The following is a 25938-nucleotide window of genomic DNA, read 5'->3' as shown; positions in this document are numbered from 1 at the left end:
AAATGTTCGATATTGGGTATTTAGGTTAACTGTTTAATTGGCCTCGATCTCAACACTGATTATTTGACCATTAGGCTGTTAATAATCTTTAAGTTTAGCTTAAATTTCCTATCAGCCGTTTGGACGTTAGTTATCGCAGCTTATCTCACAACAAATATATTTTGTCAATTTGTACTCTGATTGTATTAATTAGACTTTTCTTAATAAGAATCCGACTTTTTAATGAATAGCAAGCGATTAAGGTCCAAATAAATTCAAAAAAATATTAATTGATAAAATTCTGGTTCAGATAATTACCCTACTTTTGCAAAAAATAATAAGCCCTTTTTAAGCTTTGAGGATCTGTTTGGTTATTTGGTGCTGCCTGCTGTTTTTATTGAATTGTACTGCTGCTTTTGCGCAACAGGATTCAATAGTGGCTGATACGCCTTTAAAATCACCAACACGCGCTTTTCGTCCCGGTAATTCGGTGCTTGATTCGGTAGCTTATGCCATGCAAAACAGAGATAAATTTATTGCAGACTCTATTGCTATGCGTTACCTCAGGGTGCCTGACGCGGCCATGCGTGCCCAATATGCCGATAGCGTTTTTGCCCACGAATTATATCATGGTTACGGCTTTCTTGATCTCCATTCCAGGTCAAAGAGCAGGGTAATGGAGGGGCATAACCGCCCTTCGCGTGATCCCTGGGTTATTGTGCTCATTATTGCCATGCTGTTGTATACAGCTATTCTTAACCTTGCCCTGGGCAAAGATGTAAGCAATGTATTTGCCTCTTTTTACAGCAAACGCGTACTTTCGATAGCCGGTAAAGAAGAGAGTCCGGTTAGTTCGTGGGCTTTCCTGGGTTTGTTTTTGTTATTTTGTGCTACGTTCGGTTTGTTTTTATATCAACTGGCTGCGTACAAAGGCGTTTATTATAAAATAGCGGGAAGCGGCCTGTTTACTTTTCTTACCATAGTCATTATTGTATTATTTTCGCTCAAGTTTCTAATACTCAAGTTTTTAGGGTTTGTGTTTGATATTAATAAGCTGGTGAGCGAATACCTTAATATTCTGCATCTTACCTATTTTAATATCGCGTTTGTTTTTTTGCCGGTGGTTATTTGTTTTAGCCTTCTTGGTGCACAATACATTCCTGTACTACTTACAGTTACGCTCATTATCATCATTATAATTTTTATATGGCAATACATCAGGAGCAGCGTAAATATAATTTCTACCTTTCGATTTCATAAGTTTTATTTATTTACGTATCTTTGTGCCCTCGAAATTTGCCCTGTTTTGATTTTAATAAAGGCATTGAATATTAAAATTTAGGTTATTAAAAGCACTGAATTGGAAGATAGAAAGAAAAAGGTTAAAAGCATACTGGTTACTTTGCCTAAGCCCGAAAATGATAAAAATCCTTATGCCGAGCTGGCTAAAAAGCTTAACCTGAAAATTGATTTCAGATCATTTATTCATGTTGAGGGTGTGCCCGCAAAGGATTTCAGAAAAGAGAAGATCAACTTAGCTGATTTTAGCGCTGTGATCTTTACCAGTCGTAATTCGGCCGATCATTTTTTTCGCATATGCGAGGAGATGCGCTTTGAGGTGCCTGTTGAAATGAAATACTTTTGCCTTTCGGAAACCATAGCGCTTTACCTTCAAAAGTACATTCAGTACCGTAAACGTAAGATCTTTTTTGGCAAGCAAACCGCTGCTGACCTGGCAGAAGTTTTGAAAAAGCATTCGTCGGAAAAATTCCTTTACCCATGCTCGGATGTTGCTGCCGAAGAAACGCAGCGTTTTTTGCTGGAAAACGGTTATAACTTTACTCCTGCAGTGCTTTTCCGTACTGTTTGCAGTGATCTTTCCGATCTGGCCGATGTGTTTTACGATGTTATAGCATTTTTTAGCCCGTCGAGTATACAATCGCTGTATAAAAACTTTCCCGATTTTAAGCAAAACAATACACGCATCGCCGCTTTTGGGGCGACTACTCATAAGGCAGTGCTTGAGGCTGGCTTAATTTTGGATATACCAGCTCCAACCCCCGGCGCGCCGTCAATGACAATGGCTATTGAGCAGTATGTTAAGCTTGTAAATAAATAAATTAGAAATTTATTTAACCAGACTGCAACTTTTTACCATATTTACCCGTATAACCGCTAACTAATTGTCATGTTAACAATTGGTTAGCGGTTTGTTAATTATATAGCGTTTTGTGCGGTATTGGGAAGATAAGTACACAGTTTATCGGTTCAAGAAGCCAAATTATCGTTTTTTATAGCTTACATTGCGTAAAATGTAATATATTCGGACGTTGCATTGTGTTATAGTTATATAACTGATTTTGATTGTAAAATGAAGCAGATCTACTTTTTAATAATTGTTTTAGCAGGTGGTGTATTAAGTGGTTGTGGCCGCGGAGGCGGTGACCGGGGGGAAGTTGTAGGGGTTCCTGCAAGATCATTCAGGGCCGAGGTGCCTTACGGAATGGTTTATATTCCGGGTGGTAGTTTCCTTATGGGGCAAACTGATCAGGATGTAACCTTTGCCCAGATAGCCCAAACTAAACAGGTTACTGTTTCTCCGTTTTTTATGGATCAAACCGAAACCAGCAACAGTCAATACAAAATGTTTGTGAACTGGGTGCGCGATTCAATAGCCATTACCAATTATATCAACGATAATAAGTATTTCATTCAGCCCAAAGCTGGCGCCGGTAATAATAATGGCGGTAAAAAATTCATCAACTGGGAGTTTGTAAAGAAAAACCCTATCTGGAGCAGTAAAGGCAACCAGGCAAACAATGCTCAAAAATTGCAGGGTATGTACTACCAGGGTGATGACCGTGTGTTTGACCGTAATGAGGTTGACGTGCGCTTACTTAAATATAACTACGCTTTGTTTACCCTGCGCGATGCTGCAGATCATCATAACGATAAAACAAAACACCGTTCCGACTTCATTGTTCGTGATACCGTAGCGGTATACCCTGATACGCTTGTTTGGTTAAGCGATTTTTCATATGCCGCCAACGAGCCTATGGTTGAAAGTTATTTTTCACATCCTGCATTCCGTAATTACCCTGTTGTAGGGGTAACCTGGAGGCAGGCCAGAGCTTACAGTGTATGGCGTACGCGCTATAATGACGCTTATAAAGATAAGCGCCATTTACCGCACCGTGCACCTTATAGTTTGCCTACGGAAGCCGAGTTTGAGTACGCGGCACGTGGCGGCAGGATAGGTACCGATTATCCATGGGGAGGGCCTTACATTAAAAATGCAAAAGGTTGTTTATTGGCTAACTTTAAGCCGGGGCGTGGTAATTATACCGATGACGGCGGCGCGTATACTGTGCCGGTACGTTCATATTTCCCTAATGATTATGGTTTATACAATATGGCGGGTAACGTAGCCGAATGGACATTATCTGCTTTTGACGAATCAGCGTCAACATTTGTACATGATCTTGCACCAACATTCAATTACGAAGCTAAGTCTACCGACCCCGAAATATTGAAGCGTAAAGTTGTACGCGGGGGCTCATGGAAAGATATTGGATATTTTCTTCAAAACTCAACCCGGACCTACGAATACCAGGACACCGCTAAATCGTATATCGGTTTCCGCTGCGTCACCAAATACTTAGGGCGCGACATTACAGATAAACGCTAATCAAGAGTTAGTTAAACGCAAGCAAATCAAATTAAAAAATAAAAGTTTACTTCTGAATTATTATGGCTGGAAAAAAAAAACCTTACGGAATAGGCAACATCGTATCATGGGGTGCTACTGTGGTGATTATAGGGTTAATGTTTAAGATTTTGCATTGGCCTGGTGCCACTTACTGGATAGCAGGGGGACTTATAACTGAGGCTATACTGTTTTTTATATTAGGATTTCAGAGAGAAGATAAAGAAATTAACTGGGCACGTGTGTATCCTGAATTAAATGAAGACTTTCAGGGAGAGCTTCCAAAAGCAACTGTAAGGAGCGTCGGTAATACAGGCCCCTCAACAACTGCTGCGCTGGATAAAATGATGGAAGATGCAAAAATTGGCCCTGAGCTGGTGCGCAGTCTTGGTGATGGTTTACGTACATTTGGCGATAAGGTAGCCGCTATATCACGTGTTACCGATGCGGGAGAAGCTACTATTGCTTTTACAAGCAAAGTTAAAGATGCAACCGCAAGTTATGAAAAACTAAGTGTTTCTTTTGAAAAGGCGTCGGCTAATTTAACTGAAATGGCTAACTCAAATGTTGATTCAAAAGCTTACCATGACCAGGTTACCCAATTAGCTAAAAATCTGTCGGCACTTAATGCGGTTTACGAGCTGGAATTACAGGATTCAAGCGCGCACTTAAAATCAATGAATAAATTTTACCAGAACCTTTCGCTTACCATGAACAACTTTAATGAATCAATGGATGATTCAAAACAGTTTAAGGAAGAGGTAGGTCGATTGGCTAAGAACCTGGCATCATTAAACGCCATTTATGGTAACATGCTTACAGCTATGAACCAGCCGCGTGTTTAATATAATTAATTAATTGATTGATTACCAGAAAAGATTTATAATAGATGGCCGGAGGTAAGGAAACCCCAAGACAGCGAATGATAGGTATACTATACCTGGTACTATTGGGCCTCATTGCCCTTAACGTACCGGATAGCCTGTTGGACGCGTTTAAGAATATTACGAATAGTTTGGATGCATCAACCAGGAATGTTAATACTGGTTTGCAAAACACATACAGCGCTTTTGAGGCTACAAAATTGAAAGAACAGGCTGAACGGGCGAAACCAATTTATGATAAGGCTAAACAGGCAAGTGCTATAGCTGCAGAATTAAATACCTACGTTGAACAGCTGAAAGCAAAGCTGATTCAGGAAGGCGGCGGCATTAACCCGGAGATTGATGACGTTGACGCACGGGATAACCTGGATATATCGCCCCGTATCATGATCAATCAAAAAAATGGGGAGAAACTGAAAGCTAAAATTGATGAAACCCGCCAAAGGTTAATGGTAGCTTTAGGTAAGGACAGTGTAGGCGTACAGTTTTCACTAAATACCGTAGCGCCTAAACCGCATGGGGATGTTAGAAAATCATGGCAGGAAGCTAACTTTGGGGATGGCATACCTTTAGGCGCGGCCCTCACTACTTTAGCCAAAATTGAAGCTGATAGCAAAAACGCCGAAAACGAAGTAGTTAAGAAATTATTAGGTAAAATTGACCAGGCTCAGGTTACGCTCGATAAGTTTAGCGCAGTAGTGGTAGCTCCAAGCAGCTATGTGATAGCAGGACAGCCATATACTGCCCAGATCTTTTTGACAGCATATGATTCAAAATCAAACCCTGATATCACTGTTAACGGTAGCAGGGTATCTGTTACAGACGGTAAGGGTAATTATACCATTACCGCGAGCGGCGAAGGAAAACATACCGTAGAAGGTTTTATCACGGTTAAAAACAATACAACCGGTAAAAATGACTCTTATCCTTTCAAGCAGGAATATACAGTTGCAAGGCCTTCGGCAGTTATTTCTCCTGATAAAATGAATGTACTTTATATCGGTGTACCGAATCCTATTTCGGTATCTGCGCCTGGCGTAGCAGCCAGCGACTTAAACGTGCATTTTAGTGGTGCCGGTTCTCTTAGTGGTTCGGGCGGGCATTACACAGCAATTGTAAACAGCATAGGCAAAGCTACAATTTCTGTTAGTGGTGCAAAAGGAGCGGTATTGGGTTCAACACAGTTCCGTATCAAAAGGATCCCTGACCCTAAGCCACAGTTTGCAGGTAAAAGTGGAGGTAACACCAGTTCGGCTAATATCAGAGCACAGGACAGGCTTTTTGCTCAGCTGGATAACTTTGACTTTGATGCTAAATTTAACGTAACGCACTTTACTATGCTGGTTGTAAAACCGCGCCAGGATGCCATTATTTTATCAGGCTCAGGCGGGGAATTAACCGGCACTATGCGTAGTGCTTTAAATACAGTTACACCAGGAACTACTGTTATATTTAAGGATATCGTTGCGGTAGGTCCTGACCATTCACCGAGGTCACTTGACCCGATTGTATTATCCGCAAATTAAACGCGTATGAAAAAGAGAATTTTAGTTGTTATCCTGTGCCTGGCTTGTGTAAGCGCTTATGCGCAAAAAAAGCGCACCAAGAGGCCGCCGGCAAAAAAGACCACCACCGCCAGGCAAACAACTCAGAAACCTGTACAGGTTCAGCCGGATAATGTTACCAGCCAGCAGCCCCTTGATACTGCGAGTAAAATTGCTGCAAAACCTTTTGACAGACCGCTTGATGGCTATTACAAAAAGAACAATATTTTAAACGCCAAGGTTACACCGTATCCTAATTTGCGTGAAAATGATGTGGCATTTGCCAAACGCGTTTGGCGCGAAATTGATGTACGCGAAAAGATGAACCAGTACCTGGCTTCACCCAAGGGCCGTTTAATTGATGTATTGCTTGATGCCATAGCCAAAGGCGAGCTTACCGCATATGACCCTACCCCGGGTAAAAAGGATGACCCCAATGGCGATGGTTTTACTACTCCTTTAACAGGTGCACAGGCCCGTGGCCGGTTAGCATCTGACAGCAGCGTGGTTGAAAAGCGCGATAAGGATAATAACGTTATATCATCTACGCTTGTTGCAGGTGAGTTTAACCCTGATAGCGTGCTTAAATTCCGCATTAAAGAAGATTGGATCTTTGATAAACAGCGCTCGGTATTTGAGCCCCGGATTATAGGTATTGCTCCTTTGGTTAAACCTAAAGGTACAGGTACACTCGACATCGATTTTCAGCCCGCTTTTTGGATTTATTTTCCTGAAGCACGCGCGGTACTTGCAACCAAAGAAGTGGTTAGCCGTAACAGTGATGCCACCGGCTTAAGCTTTGACGACGTGTTTATAAAACGCATCTTTACCAGTTATATCGTAAAAGAAAGTAACGACAAAGATGAGCGTATAAAAGATTATGCTCAGGGTATTGATAAGCTTTACGAATCAGAAAGGGTTAAAAAGTCCCTTCTTGACTGGGAGCTTAATCTTTGGCAGTACTAATACATTAAGATTAACAAGATTATAAAACAGGCGATGAATTTTCATCGCCTGTTTTGTTTTAAGATCTGTTTTATCGGGAAGGCGGCTAAGATTTTTCATCGCACCTGCTGCCGTGCTTATTTAGCCGGTAAACATTTAACAGGATAACAATTGCTTATCTCTTTTCATATGCGATTTTCACCCCACGCATGACCAATCGCTTACTCCTTTCTACCAACTCCCCCAAAATTCCGACCAACGCCTGAAATAATAGTAAACAAGGGCTTTTTAGGGTTTGCCGAGTGTTTTTGAGGCTTTGTCTATTTATATCTACAGCTGGTATAACACTTTTTAGCGATCAAAATATATATTGTTCATTTGATCATTGAAAACAACAACACAACATATTTAAAACATTAAAACCTTACGATCATGAAAACCTCAATAAAATTATCAGCCTTATTTGTATTATTAACTGCAGGTGTATTTGCTACTACAGCAGCCAAAGCCGACGAAGACAAAATCGATGTTACCCCTAAAGCCAAAGAAGTTGTAAGCTTTAAAGCCCTTGATCATGATCGCGGTCTGAAAGTGAACTTTGCAAAAACTGAAAATGGAAAGTCAGTAGTAAAAGTTTACAATAAAGAAAATGAGCTTTTATTGAAAGACATTGTGCCAAGCAAAACCGATGTAAGCAAAGGTTATGTGTTAACCGGTTTAGAAGATGGTGAATACACTATGGAGATCACTACCGACAAACAGGTAGTTAAAAAATCAATCCATGTTTATCAGGATGGCGATCAAAAATCATTTTACATCGCCCAGTAATAAAAATCACAAACATCAATATATAAAGAAGGCCTGGTTGATTGAACCAGGCCTTTGTTATTTTAGGCGTAGTAATCTGGGAGCTATCCTTGCTTAATTTCTGCTCCTGTATTAAAATACGTCAATATGGCTTTGGCCTGTTTAAGATTTACTACTTCGAGTAGCATTTCCTCGTTAGCTTCGCGAATCTTCTTTACCGATTTAAAGTATTTAAGCAGCTTTTCGGCTGTGGTTTTGCCTATGCCCTCTATCAGCTCAAGTTCTGTTACCAATGTGCCCTTATCGCGCTTTTTACGGTGGAAGGTGATCCCAAAACGGTGTGCCTCATCACGCAGGTGCTGGATCACTTTAAGTGTTTCCGATTTTTTGTCGAGATACATGGGGTACTGATCGTTGGGATAATAAAGCTCCTCCAGGCGTTTGGCAATGCCTATCACGGTTACCTTTTTATCTATACCCAATAACTTAAGGCTATGCATGGCCGATGATAACTGGCCCTTACCTCCATCAATCACGATCAGCTGCGGTAATTCTGTTCCTTCATCCAGCATGCGGCGGTAACGGCGGTGTACAGCTTCTTCCATAGTGGCAAAGTCGTTAGGACCTTCAACGGTTTTTACGTTAAAATGCCGGTAATCTTTTTTGGAGGGCTTTCCATCCTTGAACACTACAATGGCCGATACCGGGTATTTGCCCTGGAAGTTAGAGTTATCGAAACATTCAATATGGCGTGGCAGCTGGTTCATGCGCAGATCTTTCATCATCTGCGTGAGCAACCGTTCGGTGCGGATCTCGGGGTTCAGTTTCTCGTACTGGTCAATCTTTTCCTTCTTAAAGAACTGTACATTCTTTTGCGAAAGGTCAAGCAATTTGCGTTTTTCGCCCAGTTTTGGTACCGTGAATTTGATGTTTGGATGGTCCTCAAGATCGATATCAAACGGTACGATGATTTCCTTGCTGTCGCTGTTATAACGGCTCCTGAACTCGGATATGGCCAGTGTAAGCAACTCTTCGTCACTTTCATCCAGTCGCTTTTTTAGTTCGATGGTTTGTGTTTGGATGATGGTACCATTCATCACCTTCAGGAAGTTTACGAATGCCAGTTTTTCCTCTGACGCAATGCTGAACACATCCACGTCGGTTATAGATGAGTTAACAACGGTTGATTTGCTTTGGTAGTTTTCAAGGAGTTCAAACTTACGTTTAAGCCGGTGGGCCAGCTCAAAATTCATTTCCATAGCAGCCGCTTCCATCTCATTTTTTAAGCGACGAAGAACTGCACCAATCTTCCCGTTCAGAATATCCTTAATTTCTTCGATGCTGTTATCATAGTCTTCTTCGGTTTGATAGTTTTGGCAGGGGCCTTTGCAATTACCCAATTGGTATTCCAAACAAACTTTAAACTTGCCCTTATCAATATTTTCGCGGGTAAGCTGCAGGTTGCAGGTACGTAGAGGATAAGTTTCCTTAATAAGCCCTAAAATGTTATGCATCATGCTTATCGATGCATAAGGGCCAAGGTATTTGGAGCCGTCTTTGATTATACGGCGGGTCCAGAAGATGCGTGGGTAATTTTCGTTTTTAATGATGATCCATGGATAGGTTTTATCATCCTTAAGCATGACGTTGTAGCGAGGCTGATGCTTCTTGATCATGCTGTTTTCCAGCAGCCAGGCATCAACCTCGGTGTCAACGATAGTAAAAGTTATAGCACGGATTTTGGATACCAGTACCCGTGTTTTGGCATTGATATGAATATCCTGGTTAAAGTACGACCCAACCCGATTGCGCAGGTCCTTGGCCTTACCAATATATATCAGTTCCTGCTCACTATCCCAGTATTGGTAAACCCCGGGTTTGTGAGGAATGTTTTTTAAAGCTGCCCTATAATCAAATTTCTCACTCACTGAATTATTGGTTTTAATGAAAATGTCATTACTAATCTAAAATATGTCATTGCGAGGAGGAACGACGAAGCAATCGCATGCTATACAGGGCCGACCTGCTTAGTTCGCGATTGCCACGCTATCGCTCGCAATGACATATTTTAAATTGACAATGACGATGGGGATTACCCGAACAAAAATAATTAAAATCCCAATTTCTTATCCACCTCAGTAGTTCCCTGCTGCTGCTGGTTATAGGCTCCGCAATCCAATATGATGCTTACACCGTTTGCAGGAGCATCAAAATCAACATTCTTTTTAATACCTAAGGCTGCATTGGCGTATACCTTTTTCATATACATGGCAAATATCGGCAGGGCACTGTTGGCACCTTCGCCCAAACGGGTGCTCTGGAAGGCGATGTCACGATCTTCACAACCTGTCCATAAGCCGGTAACCAACTGTGGAGTTATACCTATAAACCAACCGTCTGAATTGTTTTGGGTTGTACCGGTTTTACCACCTATTGGGTTGCGTAACCCGTATTTATAGGTTAACCTTGAACCGGTACCATCTTCAATAACACCTTTAAGCATATAGGTCATCACATAAGCCGTTTGCGGGTTCATGGCTTGCACCACGCGCGGAGTATGGGTATACAATACGTTGCCGTTTTTATCTTCAATGCGTAAAATATAAGTAGGCTCTGTCCACAGGCCGTGGTTGGCAAAAGCGGAGTAAGCGGCGGTCATCTCAAACACAGAAGCATCAAACGTACCCAGGCAAATTGAAGGATAAGGCGGAACATTGGTTGTAATACCCATCTTTTTGATCAGATCAACAACAGGTTCTGGTTTAACCTCGCCCATAACGTGGGCCGTAACCCAGTTTTGTGAGTGCGCCAGTGCCTGCCTTAAAGTAATAAAGCCCGGCAAAGTTTCGGATGGCGACGAGCGCGGGCACCACGGCGCGCCATAACCACGGATAGTATCAGGCACGTTATTGATTTTCATACATGGAGAGTAGCCGTTGTCGATAGCCACAGCATAAGTAAATGGTTTGGCTGTTGAACCTACCTGGCGGGTGCCATTCTTTACCTGGTCGTATTTAAAATGTTCAAAGTTGGTGCCGCCAACCCATGCCTTAACATAGCCGGTTGTGGGATCCATACTCATGAGAGCATTACGCAAAAGCATTTTACAGTAGATAATACTGTCAATTGGCCGCATCATGGTATCGATATTGCCGTGCCAGGTAAACAGGTTAAGCATGGTTTTGGTCTTGAAGTTTTCTTCAATTTCCTCGTCAGATTTTTCCTGTTGTTTCAGTTGTTTGTACCTGTCAGATTTTTGCATGCCCTGGTCAAGCAAAAATTTGAAGTTGTGGATGCTTTTGTAAAGGTTACGGCCGCGCCAGTGGTCATTGAACTGTGCCTGCAAATCTTTCATATAATCACGCTGCGCATCCTCCGCATATTGCTGCATGGTGGCATCAATGGTGGTATATATTTTTAAGCCGTCGCGGTCAAGATCGTAAGGGGTGCCATCAGGGCGGTTAATATTCTGTTCTTTAAAGATCTTTTGAAGCTCTTTCTTCAATACCGAACGGAAGTATGGAGCCAGTCCGTCAAAATGATTGTTTTGGTGAAAATCAAGGCCAAGTGGCTTGCGTTTATATTCTTCAACCTGGCCTTCACTCAGGTAATTTTGTTCGGCCATACGGTTTAGTACCAGGTTGCGCCTTTTAAGTGCATTATCCGGGTGACGGATAGGCGAATAAATGCCCGGGCCGTTAACCATGCCTATTAACAGGGCAGCCTGATCGGGTGTTAGTTTATCTGGCGTAGTGTTAAAATAAGTGCGCGCGGCCGATTTGATGCCATAAGTGTTATAAGCACCAAAGTCGACCGTGTTGAGGTACATGGTGAGGATCTCTTCTTTGGTGTAATGACGTTCAAGCTTAACAGCTGTAACCCACTCCTGTAGTTTTTGAATAATCCGCTTAAATGGATTGGCAGATCGTTCTGAAAAAAGGTTAAGCGCCAGCTGTTGTGTTATGGTACTGCCGCCCTGCTTTTGCCCAATGAGCAAATGCGCGAAAATGGTAAAGCTTCGGCCAAAATCAATACCTGAATGGTCATAAAATCGTTTATCTTCGGTAGCAACCAAAGCGTTAATTACGTTTGGTGACAGTTCGCGGTAAGTAACGTTGGAACGGTTTTGAATATAGTAAGTCCCCAATATCTGTTTGTCGGACGAAATGATCTCTGTAGCCTGGTTGCTCTTGGGGTTTTCCAGGTCGCGGAACGAAGGCAGCTGACCAAACACATCAAAAATAGTGAGTGTTATCATCATAACAACAAAAGCAAAAAGGCCAAGCACAATTCGCCATATGTACCAGTTGTATCTTCTTATATCTGCAGGCTGGAGTTGATTTTTCGAGTTAAACCTTGTGTTAGTGGTTCTCATTTTCTAATAAAATTTCTGATAGTAGTCAAAATAACTATCCAATATACTTTGGGTTGCTAATTTATCCAGATTTTCTTTGGTAATGATAAAAATGCTGTATTTATCCTTTGGAACCTTCATAATATCGGGTAGCAGAGGTACAATGGTACGTGCATAATCTTTAGCATCGGCAAGGCTGTAAAAACGGCCAACGTATATCAGCTGGTTATTTTCGCCAACGCTTTTAACGTGGTGGATTACTTCGCTACGGGTGTATCGTGTACGGTTAAACTGCCCTACTCCAAAACGTGTAGAAGCCAGATTAGTTGTACCACTGGATACATTTATCACAAAGTAATAGTTGCTGCTGTCGCGCTTGCTGAATATGTAGTTTACCGCTGGTGTATTGTTAATGGCGGCCGGGTGAACCGTAGCCACAGTATCTTTTTGTTTAGGTGCCGGCTGCGTGGCTATATCCCTTGAAGTATCCGGCATTTGGTGTTGCGGTAAAGGGATCTGGCCTACGGCAAGTTGTTTTGGTTGTTGAATTGCAGCCTGCTGAATTTGTGGTGCCGATGTTTTAGCCCCGGCTATTATATGCGTGTCCCGTTCGGGCAGGCGCTCCTGGGGAGTTACATTTTGTGCCGATGGGGTATATGGCGGACGGTATTCTGTTTGTTTTTGATATGCTACCGGTGGGGTAAAAGGGACCTCGTTAGGATCATCATTAAATAATACCACCGGACGCGCAGCTATTTCGACCTTGTTCGAATCGATATAGGCCAGGTGTTGGTTTACCAGTGGGGCGATGAGCTTATCCTGCGGATATGTTGCGGCGATTAACTGCAGATCGGCCTGAAATGGCGGCAACTTTTCCATATGCCCGGCAGCAATAGCTTTCAGATAGTATAACTGCGCTGCATACCGGTTGTCAGGATATTTGTTAAGCAAATCATTTGCTTTCTCAATCACTTTTGCGTATTGCTTTTGAGCATACTGATCGTACACTTCGTTATAAAAGCCGTTAAATACAGCATCTACATCTGCCAGCTTGCGTGCATAATCCGGATCGAGAATTACTTTAGCAAATACACTTTCCGGATACTCTTTAAGCAGCCTGTTCTTGTAATCGTTTGATTTTGTCGCATCGATATCGGCATAAAGTCTGTAAAGGTTATAATAGATAGAAGGTTTATCGCTGCTTTGAGGAAAGCGGCTAAGCAAAGTTTCGTAAGTGGCAATGGCTTCCTTTTTATCTTCCAATACATCACGATAAAAATTGGCCATTTCAAAATAAGCGTTGTAGATCTTGAAATTGGATTGCTGCAAAAGGGCAGGGGTGAGAGGCAGGTTTTTAACCAAGTCCTGCCTGAAAGTACCGGCCGATACATTTGTGCTATTGTACGCTACGCTACCAACCGGAGCATCCGGATCATTAACCTGTGAGCCAATGCCGGTATTGGCTGTAGGAATACCAGTATTTGAACGCCGGCTGCGGCGCCAGTTATCTTCAAGCTTTCGGTTGCCCCATAAACGCTTAAAGTCGTTATAGCCCTGGCTTACGGCGCTGTTGTTGTAAAAGTAAAATGTACTACCGCTGTTTTTATTGGAGGAAGGTGAATTACTGTTCCTGTCGAAGGTATTTGGCATAGTGCCGTTATTGACATTGGCAGCGGCACCGGTGGCTTCCAAAGCGGCCTGTTGCTGCTGACGTGTTTTGCGGGCTACCATTTCATCTATACGGGCATCGCGGGTTTTATCATCCAAAGCAGCAAGCATTTGCAGGGTATCCTCGCGCGAGATGGTTTCAAGCAGGCGGGTAAGGATCTGCAGGTTATCGGCCTTTTTGCGGATGATCCGGTATCCCGGGTAATTTATCGACAGGTTATTGAGCGTACTGTCATAATAAAGCCTGGCACTTACGTAATCGGCCTTGTTTTTAAAGTTGATATCGGCAATACGTAAATACGAAAGCCCTTTTTGGTTTTGATTTTTGGTGCTAACCCGCACCGATTTCTTGTAACTTTTCAGGGCGTTGTCGATTTCGCCGGCTTTGAACTGTTGTTCACCAATCTGGTAATAGATCTGGTCGTAAAAATCGGTATTGTCTTCATTCTTAAGCAGGGCACGTAGCAGATCGATCTTACTGGCTTTAACACCGTTTTGATTGTCGCGGATGCGGATCCTGTTAAGGTTAGCATTAAATGCCATTTCAAAACTGGCGTTGCTTTTAACTATGCGGGTATAGCTTTCATAGGCATCGGCCGGCTTGAGGTTGAGTTCCTGTAATTGGCCCAGGATAAATATCCAGCGGAGTTTGAGATTGCTGACATAACTGTATTTAATGGCCAGTTTAGCCATCTCTTCGGCTTCGGCATAGTTTTGGGTTAAGATATCATATTGCAGCTTGGTGGCGTAAACATCAGCAGTAATATTTTTTTTAGGGTTGATATCCTGTATGGCCGAATCAATTACCAGTTTAGCTAAAGGTAACTGGTTAAGGTACATAAGCCCGCGGGCTTTCCATACCAAAGCCTCCTGTTTTAAATTAGCTTGCTTGCCGAACGAACGGGTTACGTAGTTGAAGTATTCTACCGCATCAAAATAATTAGCTTCTAAATATCTTGCTTTTCCCAACACCAAATAGGCATCACCTAAATAATGGCTCTGCTCTTTAATGCTGATGATCTTGTTGGCTTTTACAATAGCTTCTTCCAGGTCCTTATCAGGTGTACCTGTTTGTACGGTGGTATCGGGATATACATTTAATAGCTCGCTATAAGCATCGGGAAAGGATGCTGCATAGCTTTCCTGCTTGAGCCTTAAAATTTCGTTAGCATTAAATAATATGTTGTAGTGGGCAGTGAGGTTTTGCACGGTGCGGTTAAACCCGCTTTGTTTTTCAAGCGAGCAACCGGCCGCTATCAATACAACTGCAAACAGAAAAAAAATGCTGGTGTTTGGTTTATAGGATGATGATAATCGCTTCAATGCTATATGGTAGTTAAAAAAGCATTGCTAAAATACTAAAGATTATGCAATAGGTTTAATAAATTTGCGCATGTCCGAAAATGAACAAAATAACGAAGATGAGGTAGGCAAGCCTTTAAGCGCTTATGCTAAATACAGCAGCATCGGTTTTCAGATGGTGGTTATCATCGGCATTTTTACATTTGCCGGTTATAAAATTGATGAAGCCGGCAAACATCATGTAAAATGGGCGACTGCCATACTTGCCCTTATCGGGGTATTCATTGCTTTGTTTATCGTTATCAGATCTGTTAAAAATTGAAACTGCGCACTGTTATTTTATCATTCCTGCTGTTTGCGGTTATCATGGCTGTGCCGCCATTACTGTTAAGCAAATCAACCCATGCCGCCTGGCTCGATCCTCATTTCTGGATGATATATGCTTTTGTAACCGGGCTCACATTTATCACCATTGTTTCCATATTGATGGTAACCAAAATTAACAAGGAAATATATGCTCAAACCTTCCTTGGGGCAACCATGATCAAGCTTTTGACCTGCATGTTTTTTTGCCTGTTTTTTTTAGTTAAAATCAAAGTAAATGGGGTGATATTTGTTGCTAATTTTTTTTACGTATATTTCTTTAACCTCGCCTTTGAAATTTACGGTTTGTTACGTACCTTGCGCAACCAAAAATTAAAGTAAAAATCTCTCTGCTAATGGATTTTAGCCATATTTTGAACTCAAAAAAAATTACCTTAAGCATCATTTTAGGCGTTTTTTCGCTATTTGTAACGTTAAATGCTAACGCTGTACAAGAAAAAAATGAGTCATCAACAACTGTTGAAAGTAAAGAAAAGGAAAAATTTGACCCTAATGAAGCCATTCTTGAACACATTGCCGATTCGCACTATTTTCACATAGGTGGTAAGGTTGCTATTGGTTTGCCTGTTATACTTTATACAGACGGCGGACTGGAAGTATTTTCGGCTTCTGAATTCGAGCATGGTGAGAAAGCCCACCAGGGTAAATACCACAATTATGCTTTAATTAAAGACAAAATTAAAGTTGTTGGCGCCGATGGTACAACCGTTGATGAAACCGCAAAGATTTTTGATTTGTCAATTACCCGCAACGTGTTTTCCATGTGGATGTCGGTAATATTGCTGATCATCATATTTGTTAGCGTTGCCGCTTCATATAAAAAGCGTGTAGGTAAAGCACCTAAAGGTTTACAGTCATTGCTGGAGCCGCTTATCCTGTTTATCCGCGATGAGGTTGCGTTGCCAAACATTGGTTACAAATACGCCAAGTTTATGCCGTTGCTGTTAACCATGTTCTTCTTTATCCTGATCAATAACCTGATTGGTATGGTGCCGTTTTTTCCCGGAGGTTCAAACCTTACCGGTAATATAGCGGTAACCATGGTGCTTGCTGTTATTACCCTTATCGTAGTTAATTTTAATGGTAACAAATACTATTGGAAACACATTTTTGCACCTGACGTTCCGTTTTGGCTTTACCCTATCATGTGGATAGTTGAGCTTGCCGGTATCATTTCAAAGCCTTTTGCGTTAATGGTGCGTTTGTTCGCAAACATCATGGCGGGCCACGTTATCGTATTGGCATTGATTTCATTAATCTTTATATTCCAGACACTTTGGGTATCGCCGGTATCAATAGCTTTCGCTTTGTTTATCGATGTGCTTGAGTTGCTGGTAGCTTTCTTACAGGCCTTCATCTTTACAATGCTTACCGCGTTGTTTATTGGCAGCGCTGTTGAAGAGCATCATCATTAATAATTTGTAATTAATAATAACACTATATTCATTTAAATTTAAAAACAATGGTTGGAAGTATTGCTGCATTAGGTGCAGGTTTAGCAGTTATCGGTGCTGGTATTGGTATCGGTCAAATCGGTGGTAAAGCGATGGAAGGTATTTCTCGTCAGCCGGAAGCTGCTTCAAAAATTCAGACTGCCATGATCATCGCTGCGGCACTTGTTGAAGGTGTTGCTCTTTTCGGTGTGATCGTTGCACTTTTGGGTAACCACTAATTATTACCCGCAAAAAATAAGAACCGGGCCGTGTAACGGTTGGTTGCACACCGGTTTTTAATTGAATGAATGAGTTAATTTGGAACTATAGTCACACAGTTATATATAAAAAATGGAATTAGTAATGCCTGATTGGGGTTTGGTTGTATGGACATCCGTAACCTTTTTATTCTTACTTATTTTACTGAGGGCATTTGCCTGGAAACCGATCATGGCCGCCATTGGCGATCGTGAGCGTTCAATTGAAGATGCATTATTGAAAGCAGAAGCTGCCAAAGAGGAAATGAGCCGTTTAACCAATGAAAACGAATCATTGATTAAACAAGCCCGTGCCGAGCGCGACCTGATCCTGTCTGAAGCGCGCAAAGCTAAAGAGCAAATCGTATCTGATGCTAAAGAAGCTGCACATAAAGAAGGTGCACGTATGATTGAGCTTGCCCGTGTTGAAATCAACAACCAAAAAGCTATTGCTTTGGCCGATGTAAAAAACCAGGTAGCTACTTTATCTTTAGAGATTGCTGAGAAGATCCTTCGCAAGCAATTTGAAGATCAGCAGCAACAAGACGAATTGGTTAGCCAATTATTGAAAGAAGTGAAGTTATAAAATTTCGGATTTGGGACGTGGGATTTCGGATTTATTCCCGTACTCGCTGACCAATTAAAAACCGAAATTCAAATTGAAAATTCCGAAATCGAAAATTCGAAATCCGAAATAAAAAAACATGTCAGAAATCACGGTAGCAACCAGGTACGCCAAATCGATCATTGATCTTGCACAGGAACAAGGAATTGTTGCAGAGGTCAAAGCCGATATGGACCTTTTCTTAAAAACCCTGAAGGGCAGCCCCGAACTGGTGGCAGTATTGGCTAATCCTATTATATCTCACTCAAAAAAGATCAAGATCCTTGACGAGATATTTTTAAATAAGGTTAGCAAAACTACTATCGCTTTCTTTAAGCTGATGGTTAACAAAGGCCGCGGCGAAGTATTATATTTTACCGCCGGCGAGTACATTAACCTGTACAATGTTAAAAACCATATCACCAAAGCTAAGGTAACATCAGCTACTGCGCTTTCTGAAGCTAATAAGAAAACATTGGTTGCCGAATTGCAACAATCAGTTGGCGGTACAGTAGTGCTGGAAACTAAAGTTGACCCGGCTTTGATAGGCGGTTTTGTGTTAACTATAGGTGACAGGCAGGTTGATACCAGTATTGCCGCAAGCCTGAGGAAAATGAAAAAAGAATTTGCTGTAAAGGCATAATAAGTAAGTATTAAAAGTAAAACTCTAAATAAATTTTAAACAATGGTAGAGGTAAGACCAGACGAAGTATCAGCAATTTTGCGTCAGCAGTTGGCCGGCTTCAAGTCAGAATCTGAATTAGAAGAAGTGGGTACTGTACTCCAGGTGGGTGACGGTATCGCACGCGTTTATGGATTAACTAAAGTACAGTCGGGCGAGTTGGTTGAATTTGGCACTGGATTGCAAGGCATCGTACTTAACCTTGAAGAAGATAACGTAGGTGTGGTATTGTTAGGCAAATCTGATGATATCAAGGAAGGTGATACCGTTAAACGTACCAACAGGATCGCGTCAATTAACGTAGGCGAAGGCATGCTTGGCCGTGTTGTTGATACCTTGGGTGCTCCTATTGATGGTAAAGGCCCAATCACCGGCGAAACTTACGAAATGCCGCTTGAGCGTAAAGCGCCAGGTGTAATCTATCGTCAGCCGGTAACCGAGCCATTACAAACCGGTATCAAAGCTATCGATGCGATGATCCCTATCGGTCGTGGCCAGCGTGAGTTGGTTATCGGTGACCGTCAAACAGGTAAAACTGCGGTTTGTATAGATACCATCATCAACCAAAAAGAATTTTATGATGCAGGTAAACCTGTAATCTGTATATATGTAGCTTGCGGACAAAAAGCATCAACTGTTGCTAATATCGTTCGTACGCTTGAAGAGAACGGCGCTATGCCTTACTCAATCGTAGTTGCTGCTAACGCTTCAGACTCTGCTACCATGCAGTTCTTTGCTCCGTTTGCAGGTGCAGCTATCGGCGAGTACTTCCGTGATACAGGCCGTCCGGCTTTGATCATCTATGATGACTTGTCAAAACAAGCTGTTGCTTACCGTGAGGTTTCATTGTTGTTACGTCGTCCACCGGGCCGTGAGGCTTATCCGGGTGACGTATTTTACCTGCACAGCCGTTTATTAGAGCGTGCCGCTAAAATCAACTCAAATGATTCTATCGCTCAGCAAATGAACGACCTTCCTGAGTCTATCAAAGGCATCGTTAAAGGTGGTGGTTCATTAACAGCTCTTCCAATCATTGAAACACAAGCTGGTGACGTATCTGCATACATCCCAACCAACGTAATCTCTATCACCGACGGTCAGATCTTCCTTGAATCTAACTTGTTCAACGCAGGTGTTCGTCCGGCTATCAACGTAGGTATCTCTGTATCACGTGTAGGTGGTAACGCGCAGATCAAATCAATGAAGAAAGTTGCCGGTACTTTGAAACTTGACCAGGCTCAGTTCCGTGAGCTTGAGGCTTTCTCAAAATTCGGATCTGACCTTGATGCTTCAACCAAAAACGTGTTGGATAAAGGTATCCGTAACGTAGAGATACTGAAACAAGGTCAGTACTCTCCGGTAACTGTAGAAAAACAAGTTGCTATCATTTACCTTGGTACTAAAAACTTAATGCGTAACGTACCGGTAAATAAAGTAAGGGAGTTCGAAACCGAATTTACCGATCAGTTAGAAGTTCGTCACCCTGAAGTTTTAGCGGCCCTTAAAGCAGGTAAATTTGACGACCAGCTTACCGGCGTACTGGAAACAGTAGCTAAAGAACTCTCAGCAAGGTATTAATTTTTAGATTGGAGATGTTAGATGTGAGATATGAGACTGGTCTCTTCCACATCTGCCATCTTTATATAAATTAGATAAACAGATTGAAAGTGCAGATGTGAGGCTATCTCAAATCTCATATCTCAAATCTCACATCTCAATAAAGAATGGCTAATTTAAAAGAAGTAAGAAACAGGATCAAATCTGTATCATCAACCCAGCAGATCACCAAGGCTATGAAAATGGTTTCGGCTGCTAAGTTGAAACGTGCTACCAACGCTATTATTCAGCTGCGCCCTTACGCAAGTAAGTTGAAGGACCTGCTGGCTAACCTGTCTGCAAGTTTGGAGGATAACACTTCTCCTTATCTTCAGGAGCGTGAGCCGGTACGTGTATTGGTAGTTGTGGTATCATCAAACCGTGGTTTGGCTGGTGCTTTTAACGCCAACGTTATTAAAACAGCCAATAACCTTATAGCCGAAAAATATTCTAAACAGCTTTCTGCCGGTAACGTATCTATCGTAGCTATCGGTAAAAAAGCCCAGGAGTTTTACCAAAGGCGTAAGTACAACGTAATTGGTAATAATAATGACCTGTACTCGGACCTTAACTTCGAGAATGCTTCAAAAATTACCGAAGCTATCATGAAAGGCTTTGTTAACGGCGATTATGACCGCGTGGAGCTGGTGTACAACCACTTCCGTAATGCGGCTGTTCAGTACCTTGTTACAGAACAATTGCTGCCGGTGCCAAAAGCAGAGAAAAAGGAAGAAGTAAAAGCTGCTAATGTTGATTACATCCTTGAGCCATCACAACAGGAAATTGTTGAGCAATTGATCCCTAAAAATATCAAAATCCAACTTTACCGTGCGGTATTGGATTCAAACGCATCTGAACACGGTGCCCGTATGACAGCGATGGATAAAGCAACCGAAAATGCCGGTGAGCTTTTGAAATCATTGAAACTTTCGTACAACCAGGCACGTCAGGCAGCCATCACTACCGAGCTTACCGAGATCGTAAGTGGTGCTGCAGCCCTTTCAGGCGGTAACTAAGTTTAAAATACTTTTATATAGAAAAGGCTTTCCGGAAGGAGAGCCTTTTTTGTTGGATGTGGATTACTATTTTATTACTAAATTTTGACCTTTATTAAGGCCACAAATGAATAAAGAAAATGAGGATAAAATATTTAAAGCTATTGAATAGAAATCCTATTGTAAGAGCGCAGGGTTCTGAATACTTCTTGAGAAACGAACCTCTTTCGAATGCTGAAATTAAGAGTCTTGAAAGTTCATACAATAACGGGCGGGATTTTCCAGCTTCATTAAAGGAGTTATTATCGATAGCTGGTGAAAGCTGTTATGTTTTGGAATACGGTGCATTTGATTCTTTAGAAGATATGCAGCAAGAAGCGCGTAGTTGGTTGATCGATGATGATCGAAATCTTAGCATAACCCGGCCCTTCTTTATAATTGATGTGTATAATTATGGAGAGAAGTTTCTATTTGTTTATTTGGATGAAGATGGCGATCCATTTGTATATCAAGCTTTATTGGATAAAGATCCTTGGATTCACGAGCTTGGTTCGACACTTTCAGAATATATAGAATCGAGTGTTAAGATTGTGCTTAAGGGGTACAATCCATTTTAGAAAGGATGTCTCGAAAGCTGGTCGAAGTTTAGCGACAGCGTAACTTCGTCCTAAAATCAAGCAAGCATTCTGCTTGCGAAACCAAACCGCAAAATCTATATTCGTATCAATGGGCCGTAAATATATCTTTCACGAACATGATCAACTTTATTTTGTAAGCTTTGCCACCGTAAATTGGATTGATGTTTTTGTAAGACGAATTTATTGTGATATTATAATTGATAGTCTTAAATATTGTATAGAAAATAAGGGATTGGAGTTGTATGCATGGTGTATTATGTCGAGTCATGTGCATTTGATCATCAGTACAGAAAAAGGTAACTTATCAGATATTTTGCGTGATTTAAAAAGACATACATCTAAAGCAATTTTAAGAGCCATTGCCGAAAATATTCAGGAGAGTAGGCGTGAATGGCTGTTATGGATGTTTGAGCGTGCAGGAAAACGGAATGTCAACAATGAGCAATATCAGTTTTGGCAGCAAAATAACCATCCTATTGAATTATCAACACATCAGATGCTTATACAGAGATTGGATTATCTGCATAGTAACCCGGTTGAATCCGGTGCTGTGGATTATCCGCCAAACTATTTATACAGCAGTGCAAAGGATTATTATTTGGATGAAGATGGATTGTTACCCATTATTAAGTTAAGCTGAAAGCTTAACACATTTTAGGACGAAGTTACGCTATCGCTAAACTTCGACCAGTACTTGGCTTTTACCAAAGCAATTTTATCAACCAGGAAATGATAGCCAACGACGATCCTTCTGCCTATCAGTTGCCATTTTTTAACAGGCTGATGATAGCTTTGAGCAATGGCTGGCACTTGTTTGTTGAATTGCTGTTAGGCCTGGCAAACATTTGGGTATTTGTCGTGCTGTCGGTAGTTTTATGGGTGCTGTACCGCTATTACAAGCGTAAACACCCAACCTGGTTTGCCAGCAGCATAAAATCATAAAAACTTTGTCGCTTTTTCGGTAAACATTTCTATTTTTGCGCAAACATTAAAAATAGGTACCATGGAATCAATGGAAAATGCTAACGCAGAAGGTCATTACAAATTATTAACTGTAGCTATTGTTATCGGTATAGTAGGCGTGTTCCTGCGTTTTGCCGGCGATGCCAACACAGGCTTCATGTTTACTTCTATATCAAATATTATTTTGATCATTGGTATCCTGATCGCTTTGAAATGCGTTTTCGCAATTATGAAGTAATAAACCTGTAAAAGGGAAATGATATAAAAAAAGCGCCTTCATTTTGAAGACGCTTTTTTTGTGCCTTTTATTTGGGGTGATACCCCGATTCGTTCAGGAGCTTTTGGGCATCTTTATCGGCCATCAGCTGGGGTAGCGTTACATCAGGGTGCTTATCCATATATTTCCTTACTATCTGCCAGCCCGTCCACACAGCAAGTTTCGGTGCCGATTCATTCTTTTCGCCAAGGCCGGGAGTGAAGGGGGCTTCTGTAAGATATTTTTGGATTTTTTGATAATCAGTTTCGTACAGCAGGTTTTGTTCTAAAAAGTATCCCCAGATTTTACTTTCAAATTCATGGCACCATTTTAGTTGTTCGGTAGTGTACCGGATCTTGGTGCTATCAGCCACATCGGGCAGTATCTTGTCCATAAAGTACATGATCTTGCCGTTATAGATCATTTTATTCAAGAGTGCTTTGTCATTGTCATCTTCTGGAAACATGTCCTCACGTGCTATACCTTCAACAACGCGGGGCGTAATATTATCAGGCGTAAACCACCTGGAAAGATAATGCGGAAAAGCATTGGTAAGCGAAGGATAAAAACGTGAATCCGTACCCAGAAACAAATCTATTCCGACGCCGAAGTAGCCATCGCCAATGGTAGTTTGTGCCTGGAAACCGGAAATATAAGCATATACCCGCGGGAGCGGTTTTTGAGGGTAATAATATTTAATGTATTTAAAAGCCTCGGTAAGGCTGGCGTTCTGCCGGTCCATATTAGGGAAGGCGGCATCGGCGTCGTGCTTGAGGTCGTTATAGGCTTTGCCCGCGAATACCTGCCGAAGTGGTTTAAAATAGGTGGTATCCTTGGTACTGCCAACCTGTAAAATGCGTTCGATAAAATCAGGGTAAAAACTGCCGTATTGTTTTTGCAGGTAAGCAGCCTGTAAGGCCATGGGTTTGCTGCGCATGGCATCAAAATCGTGGTCAAACCGTTCAATTTTGAAATTAACGTTGATATTGCTTACATCAATTTTTTTGTTGCGGGTACAGCTGCTTAATATCAGGCCGATGGAAAAAATTAAGTAAATTTGCTTTGCTATATGCCGGGTAGGGTTCATCTTTATCCTTTAAGGCAAAAGTAAATTTATTTGCATTAATGTTGCTACTATTGTTAAGTCAATAGTCGGTAGTCCTAAATCGAAAGTCTTATTTTTTGACTTTGTACTAAAGACTTGCGACTTAAGACTAAAATATACATATACTATGAAAATCGCGTTAGCCCAGCTCAACTATCACGTAGGTAATTTTGAATCGAATACCAATAAAATCATTGATCATATTATCAAGGCGAAAAATAACGGGGCCGACCTGGTTGTATTTGCCGAGCTATGTGTTTGCGGTTATCCTTCGCGCGATTTTTTAGAGTTTGACGAATTTATAGGCCTGTGCGATGAAGCTGCTAAAAAGATAGCTGAAGTATGTGTTGATATAGCCTGCATCATAGGCTTACCAACACCCAACCATAAAACAGAGGGTAAAGATCTGAGCAATTCTGCTTATTTTATTGAGAATGGCGAGGTGAAAGCAGTGGTAAACAAAGCCTTGCTGCCTAATTACGATGTATTTGACGAATACCGTTACTTTGAGCCCTCAACCGAGTTTAATTGTATTGAGTTTAAAGGCAAGCGAATAGCGCTTACTATTTGCGAGGATCTGTGGAATACCATCGAAAACCCGCTATACGTTACCCGACCGATGGATACCCTCATTCATCAAAACCCGCACCTAATGATCAATATAGCTGCGTCACCGTTCGCTTATAATCACGATGAGGAGCGTATTGAGATATTGAGTGATAACGCCAGCCGGTATAAGTTGCCATTGTTGTATGTTAATCACGTTGGCGCCCAAACGGAACTGATATTTGACGGAGGTTCGTTGGTGTTTGATAATACAGGTAAGCTAATTGATGAGATGCCTTATTTTGAGGAAAGCATGGCTTATTATACCTTAACTGAAGATAACACGCTAAGCTTTGATCATCCAACAACGATAAAAACCGAGCGTCCGGGCGATATTGAGCAGATCCATCAGGCCGTTATACTTGGCATCCGCGATTATTTTTATAAATCGGGCTTTAAACAAGCAATTTTAGGTTTGTCGGGCGGTATTGATTCGGCCGTGGTATGCGCTTTGGCGGCAGAGGCGCTGGGGCCTCAAAATGTGATGGCTGTATTACTGCCTTCACGCTTTTCAACGGACCATTCATTGAAAGATGCTCAGGATTTGGTTGATAACCTTGGTTGCAAGCACGAAATAGTGCCCATTAAAAACATTACAGAAGCGTTTGAAACAGCGTTAAATCCGCAGTTCGATGGCTTGCCTTTTAATATCGCGGAGGAAAATATCCAATCGCGCAGTAGGGCTGTTTTATTAATGGCGATGTGCAATAAATTCGGGTACATTTTGTTGAACACCAGTAACAAGAGCGAGGCCGCTGTAGGCTATGGCACTTTATATGGTGATATGTGCGGCGGTATCTCTGTTATTGGCGATGTTTACAAAACCCAGGTGTTTGAGCTTGCCCGATACATTAATCGCGATAAGAAGATCATACCGATCAATTCCATCGTTAAACCGCCATCGGCCGAGTTAAGGCCAGACCAAAAAGATACCGATTCGCTGCCCGAATACGATGTGCTTGACAAGATTCTGGCCGAGTATATCGAAAATCGCTGCTCATCGGCCGAGATCATCAGGATGGGATATGACGAGGCAACCGTTCGCCGGGTTATCAAACTTACTAATTCGGCCGAGCATAAGCGTTATCAAACACCACCTATTTTAAGGGTATCACCAAAAGCATTTGGTATGGGCCGCAGGATGCCTATTGTGGGTAAATACCTGTCGTAACAGCTAAAATTTCACTCTTTAATTGTCAAGTTTACGAATATTGTAAAGCGTTGGTTGTT

General features: G+C 41.7%; 24 protein-coding genes. 20 read left to right on the top strand and 4 right to left on the bottom strand.

Annotation, left to right across the window (positions count from 1 at the left end; all coding sequences use genetic code 11):
* Positions 1-415: 415 nt before the first annotated feature.
* From IEX80_RS25100 to IEX80_RS25070, 7 genes are all read left to right on the top strand, one after another.
* Positions 416-1321 (top strand): DUF4271 domain-containing protein, encoded by a 906-nt coding sequence (locus IEX80_RS25100; RefSeq protein ID WP_188834522.1) that lies wholly within the window; start codon positions 416-418, stop codon positions 1319-1321.
* An 18-nt stretch (positions 1322-1339) separates the two neighbouring features.
* Complete coding sequence (locus IEX80_RS25095; protein ID WP_090530369.1) at positions 1340-2098, top strand: uroporphyrinogen-III synthase; 759 nt, start codon at positions 1340-1342, stop codon at positions 2096-2098.
* Between the two features lie 252 nt (positions 2099-2350).
* Positions 2351-3667 carry a T9SS ring complex lipoprotein PorK/GldK gene (gene porK, locus IEX80_RS25090; protein ID WP_090530366.1) on the top strand — a complete coding sequence of 439 codons (1317 nt, stop codon included), beginning with the start codon at positions 2351-2353 and terminating at the stop codon, positions 3665-3667.
* Between the two features lie 62 nt (positions 3668-3729).
* On the top strand, positions 3730-4530 hold the full coding sequence (porL, locus tag IEX80_RS25085) for a type IX secretion system motor protein PorL/GldL (protein ID WP_090530363.1): 801 nt from the start codon (positions 3730-3732) through the stop codon (positions 4528-4530).
* 44 nt (positions 4531-4574) lie between these two features.
* Positions 4575-6095, top strand: a complete 1521-nt coding sequence (gene porM, locus IEX80_RS25080; RefSeq protein WP_188834521.1) for a type IX secretion system motor protein PorM/GldM — start codon at positions 4575-4577, stop codon at positions 6093-6095.
* A 6-nt stretch (positions 6096-6101) separates the two neighbouring features.
* Positions 6102-7079 (top strand): type IX secretion system ring subunit PorN/GldN, encoded by a 978-nt coding sequence (gene porN, locus IEX80_RS25075; RefSeq protein WP_091171862.1) that lies wholly within the window; start codon positions 6102-6104, stop codon positions 7077-7079.
* Positions 7080-7490: 411 nt separating this feature from the next.
* Positions 7491-7886 (top strand): hypothetical protein, encoded by a 396-nt coding sequence (locus IEX80_RS25070; protein ID WP_112653237.1) that lies wholly within the window; start codon positions 7491-7493, stop codon positions 7884-7886.
* An 83-nt stretch (positions 7887-7969) separates the two neighbouring features.
* On the opposite strand, the gene uvrC is transcribed toward IEX80_RS25070, so the two are convergent.
* The 3 genes from uvrC to porW all read right to left on the bottom strand — a co-directional run bounded on the left by uvrC (position 7970) and on the right by porW (position 15210).
* On the bottom strand, positions 7970-9793 hold the full coding sequence (gene uvrC, locus IEX80_RS25065) for an excinuclease ABC subunit UvrC (RefSeq protein WP_112653236.1): 1824 nt from the start codon (positions 9791-9793) through the stop codon (positions 7970-7972).
* A 182-nt stretch (positions 9794-9975) separates the two neighbouring features.
* Positions 9976-12240 carry a transglycosylase domain-containing protein gene (locus IEX80_RS25060; RefSeq protein WP_188834520.1) on the bottom strand — a complete coding sequence of 755 codons (2265 nt, stop codon included), beginning with the start codon at positions 12238-12240 and terminating at the stop codon, positions 9976-9978.
* Between the two features lie 3 nt (positions 12241-12243).
* Positions 12244-15210 (bottom strand): type IX secretion system periplasmic lipoprotein PorW/SprE, encoded by a 2967-nt coding sequence (porW, locus tag IEX80_RS25055; RefSeq protein ID WP_188834519.1) that lies wholly within the window; start codon positions 15208-15210, stop codon positions 12244-12246.
* A 70-nt stretch (positions 15211-15280) separates the two neighbouring features.
* Between porW and IEX80_RS25050 the strand changes: the two genes are divergently transcribed.
* The 12 genes from IEX80_RS25050 to IEX80_RS24995 all read left to right on the top strand — a co-directional run bounded on the left by IEX80_RS25050 (position 15281) and on the right by IEX80_RS24995 (position 22979).
* A complete protein-coding gene (locus IEX80_RS25050) occupies positions 15281-15511 on the top strand; it encodes an AtpZ/AtpI family protein (protein ID WP_188834518.1) in 231 nt (76 codons plus the stop codon).
* Positions 15508-15894, top strand: coding sequence for a hypothetical protein (locus tag IEX80_RS25045; RefSeq protein ID WP_188834517.1), 387 nt, complete (start codon positions 15508-15510; stop codon positions 15892-15894). The genes IEX80_RS25050 and IEX80_RS25045 overlap by 4 nt, the downstream gene beginning before the upstream one ends.
* A 14-nt stretch (positions 15895-15908) precedes the next feature.
* On the top strand, positions 15909-16988 hold the full coding sequence (atpB, locus tag IEX80_RS25040) for a F0F1 ATP synthase subunit A (protein ID WP_188834516.1): 1080 nt from the start codon (positions 15909-15911) through the stop codon (positions 16986-16988).
* A gap of 47 nt (positions 16989-17035) precedes the next feature.
* On the top strand, positions 17036-17245 hold the full coding sequence (gene atpE / locus IEX80_RS25035; protein ID WP_090530334.1) for an ATP synthase F0 subunit C: 210 nt from the start codon (positions 17036-17038) through the stop codon (positions 17243-17245).
* A gap of 112 nt (positions 17246-17357) precedes the next feature.
* Positions 17358-17849, top strand: a complete 492-nt coding sequence (gene atpF, locus IEX80_RS25030; RefSeq protein ID WP_090530331.1) for a F0F1 ATP synthase subunit B — start codon at positions 17358-17360, stop codon at positions 17847-17849.
* Between the two features lie 118 nt (positions 17850-17967).
* The gene (gene atpH, locus IEX80_RS25025) at positions 17968-18510 is read left to right on the top strand and encodes an ATP synthase F1 subunit delta (RefSeq protein ID WP_090530328.1); all 543 of its coding nucleotides are present in this window, start codon (positions 17968-17970) and stop codon (positions 18508-18510) included.
* 42 nt (positions 18511-18552) lie between these two features.
* Positions 18553-20127 carry a F0F1 ATP synthase subunit alpha gene (gene atpA / locus IEX80_RS25020; protein WP_090530323.1) on the top strand — a complete coding sequence of 525 codons (1575 nt, stop codon included), beginning with the start codon at positions 18553-18555 and terminating at the stop codon, positions 20125-20127.
* Between the two features lie 146 nt (positions 20128-20273).
* Complete coding sequence (gene atpG, locus IEX80_RS25015; RefSeq protein WP_188834515.1) at positions 20274-21161, top strand: ATP synthase F1 subunit gamma; 888 nt, start codon at positions 20274-20276, stop codon at positions 21159-21161.
* A 119-nt stretch (positions 21162-21280) separates the two neighbouring features.
* Positions 21281-21757, top strand: coding sequence for an SMI1/KNR4 family protein (locus IEX80_RS25010; RefSeq protein WP_188834514.1), 477 nt, complete (start codon positions 21281-21283; stop codon positions 21755-21757).
* A 109-nt stretch (positions 21758-21866) separates the two neighbouring features.
* Complete coding sequence (locus tag IEX80_RS25005) at positions 21867-22418, top strand: REP-associated tyrosine transposase (RefSeq protein WP_188834513.1); 552 nt, start codon at positions 21867-21869, stop codon at positions 22416-22418.
* Positions 22419-22507: 89 nt separating this feature from the next.
* Positions 22508-22720, top strand: coding sequence for a hypothetical protein (locus IEX80_RS25000; protein ID WP_188834512.1), 213 nt, complete (start codon positions 22508-22510; stop codon positions 22718-22720).
* A 61-nt stretch (positions 22721-22781) separates the two neighbouring features.
* A complete protein-coding gene (locus IEX80_RS24995) occupies positions 22782-22979 on the top strand; it encodes a hypothetical protein (protein ID WP_090530314.1) in 198 nt (65 codons plus the stop codon).
* Between the two features lie 67 nt (positions 22980-23046).
* Here IEX80_RS24995 and gldB read toward each other — a convergent pair whose 3' ends face one another.
* Entirely contained in the window at positions 23047-24084 is a 1038-nt protein-coding gene (gene gldB / locus IEX80_RS24990; RefSeq protein WP_188834511.1) for a gliding motility lipoprotein GldB, read from the bottom strand.
* Positions 24085-24229: 145 nt separating this feature from the next.
* Here gldB and IEX80_RS24985 point away from each other — a divergent pair, with 145 nt between their 5' ends.
* Positions 24230-25879: an NAD+ synthase gene (locus IEX80_RS24985; RefSeq protein ID WP_188834510.1), complete on the top strand. Its 1650-nt coding sequence runs from the start codon at positions 24230-24232 to the stop codon at positions 25877-25879.
* The last annotated feature ends 59 nt before the right edge of the window (positions 25880-25938 follow it).

It is taken from the genome of Mucilaginibacter rubeus (assembly GCF_014643835.1).
GTDB classification, from domain to species: domain Bacteria; phylum Bacteroidota; class Bacteroidia; order Sphingobacteriales; family Sphingobacteriaceae; genus Mucilaginibacter; species Mucilaginibacter rubeus.
The sequence above is the reverse complement of the archived record's forward strand: the minus strand, read 5'-3'. Positions and strand labels throughout refer to the sequence as shown.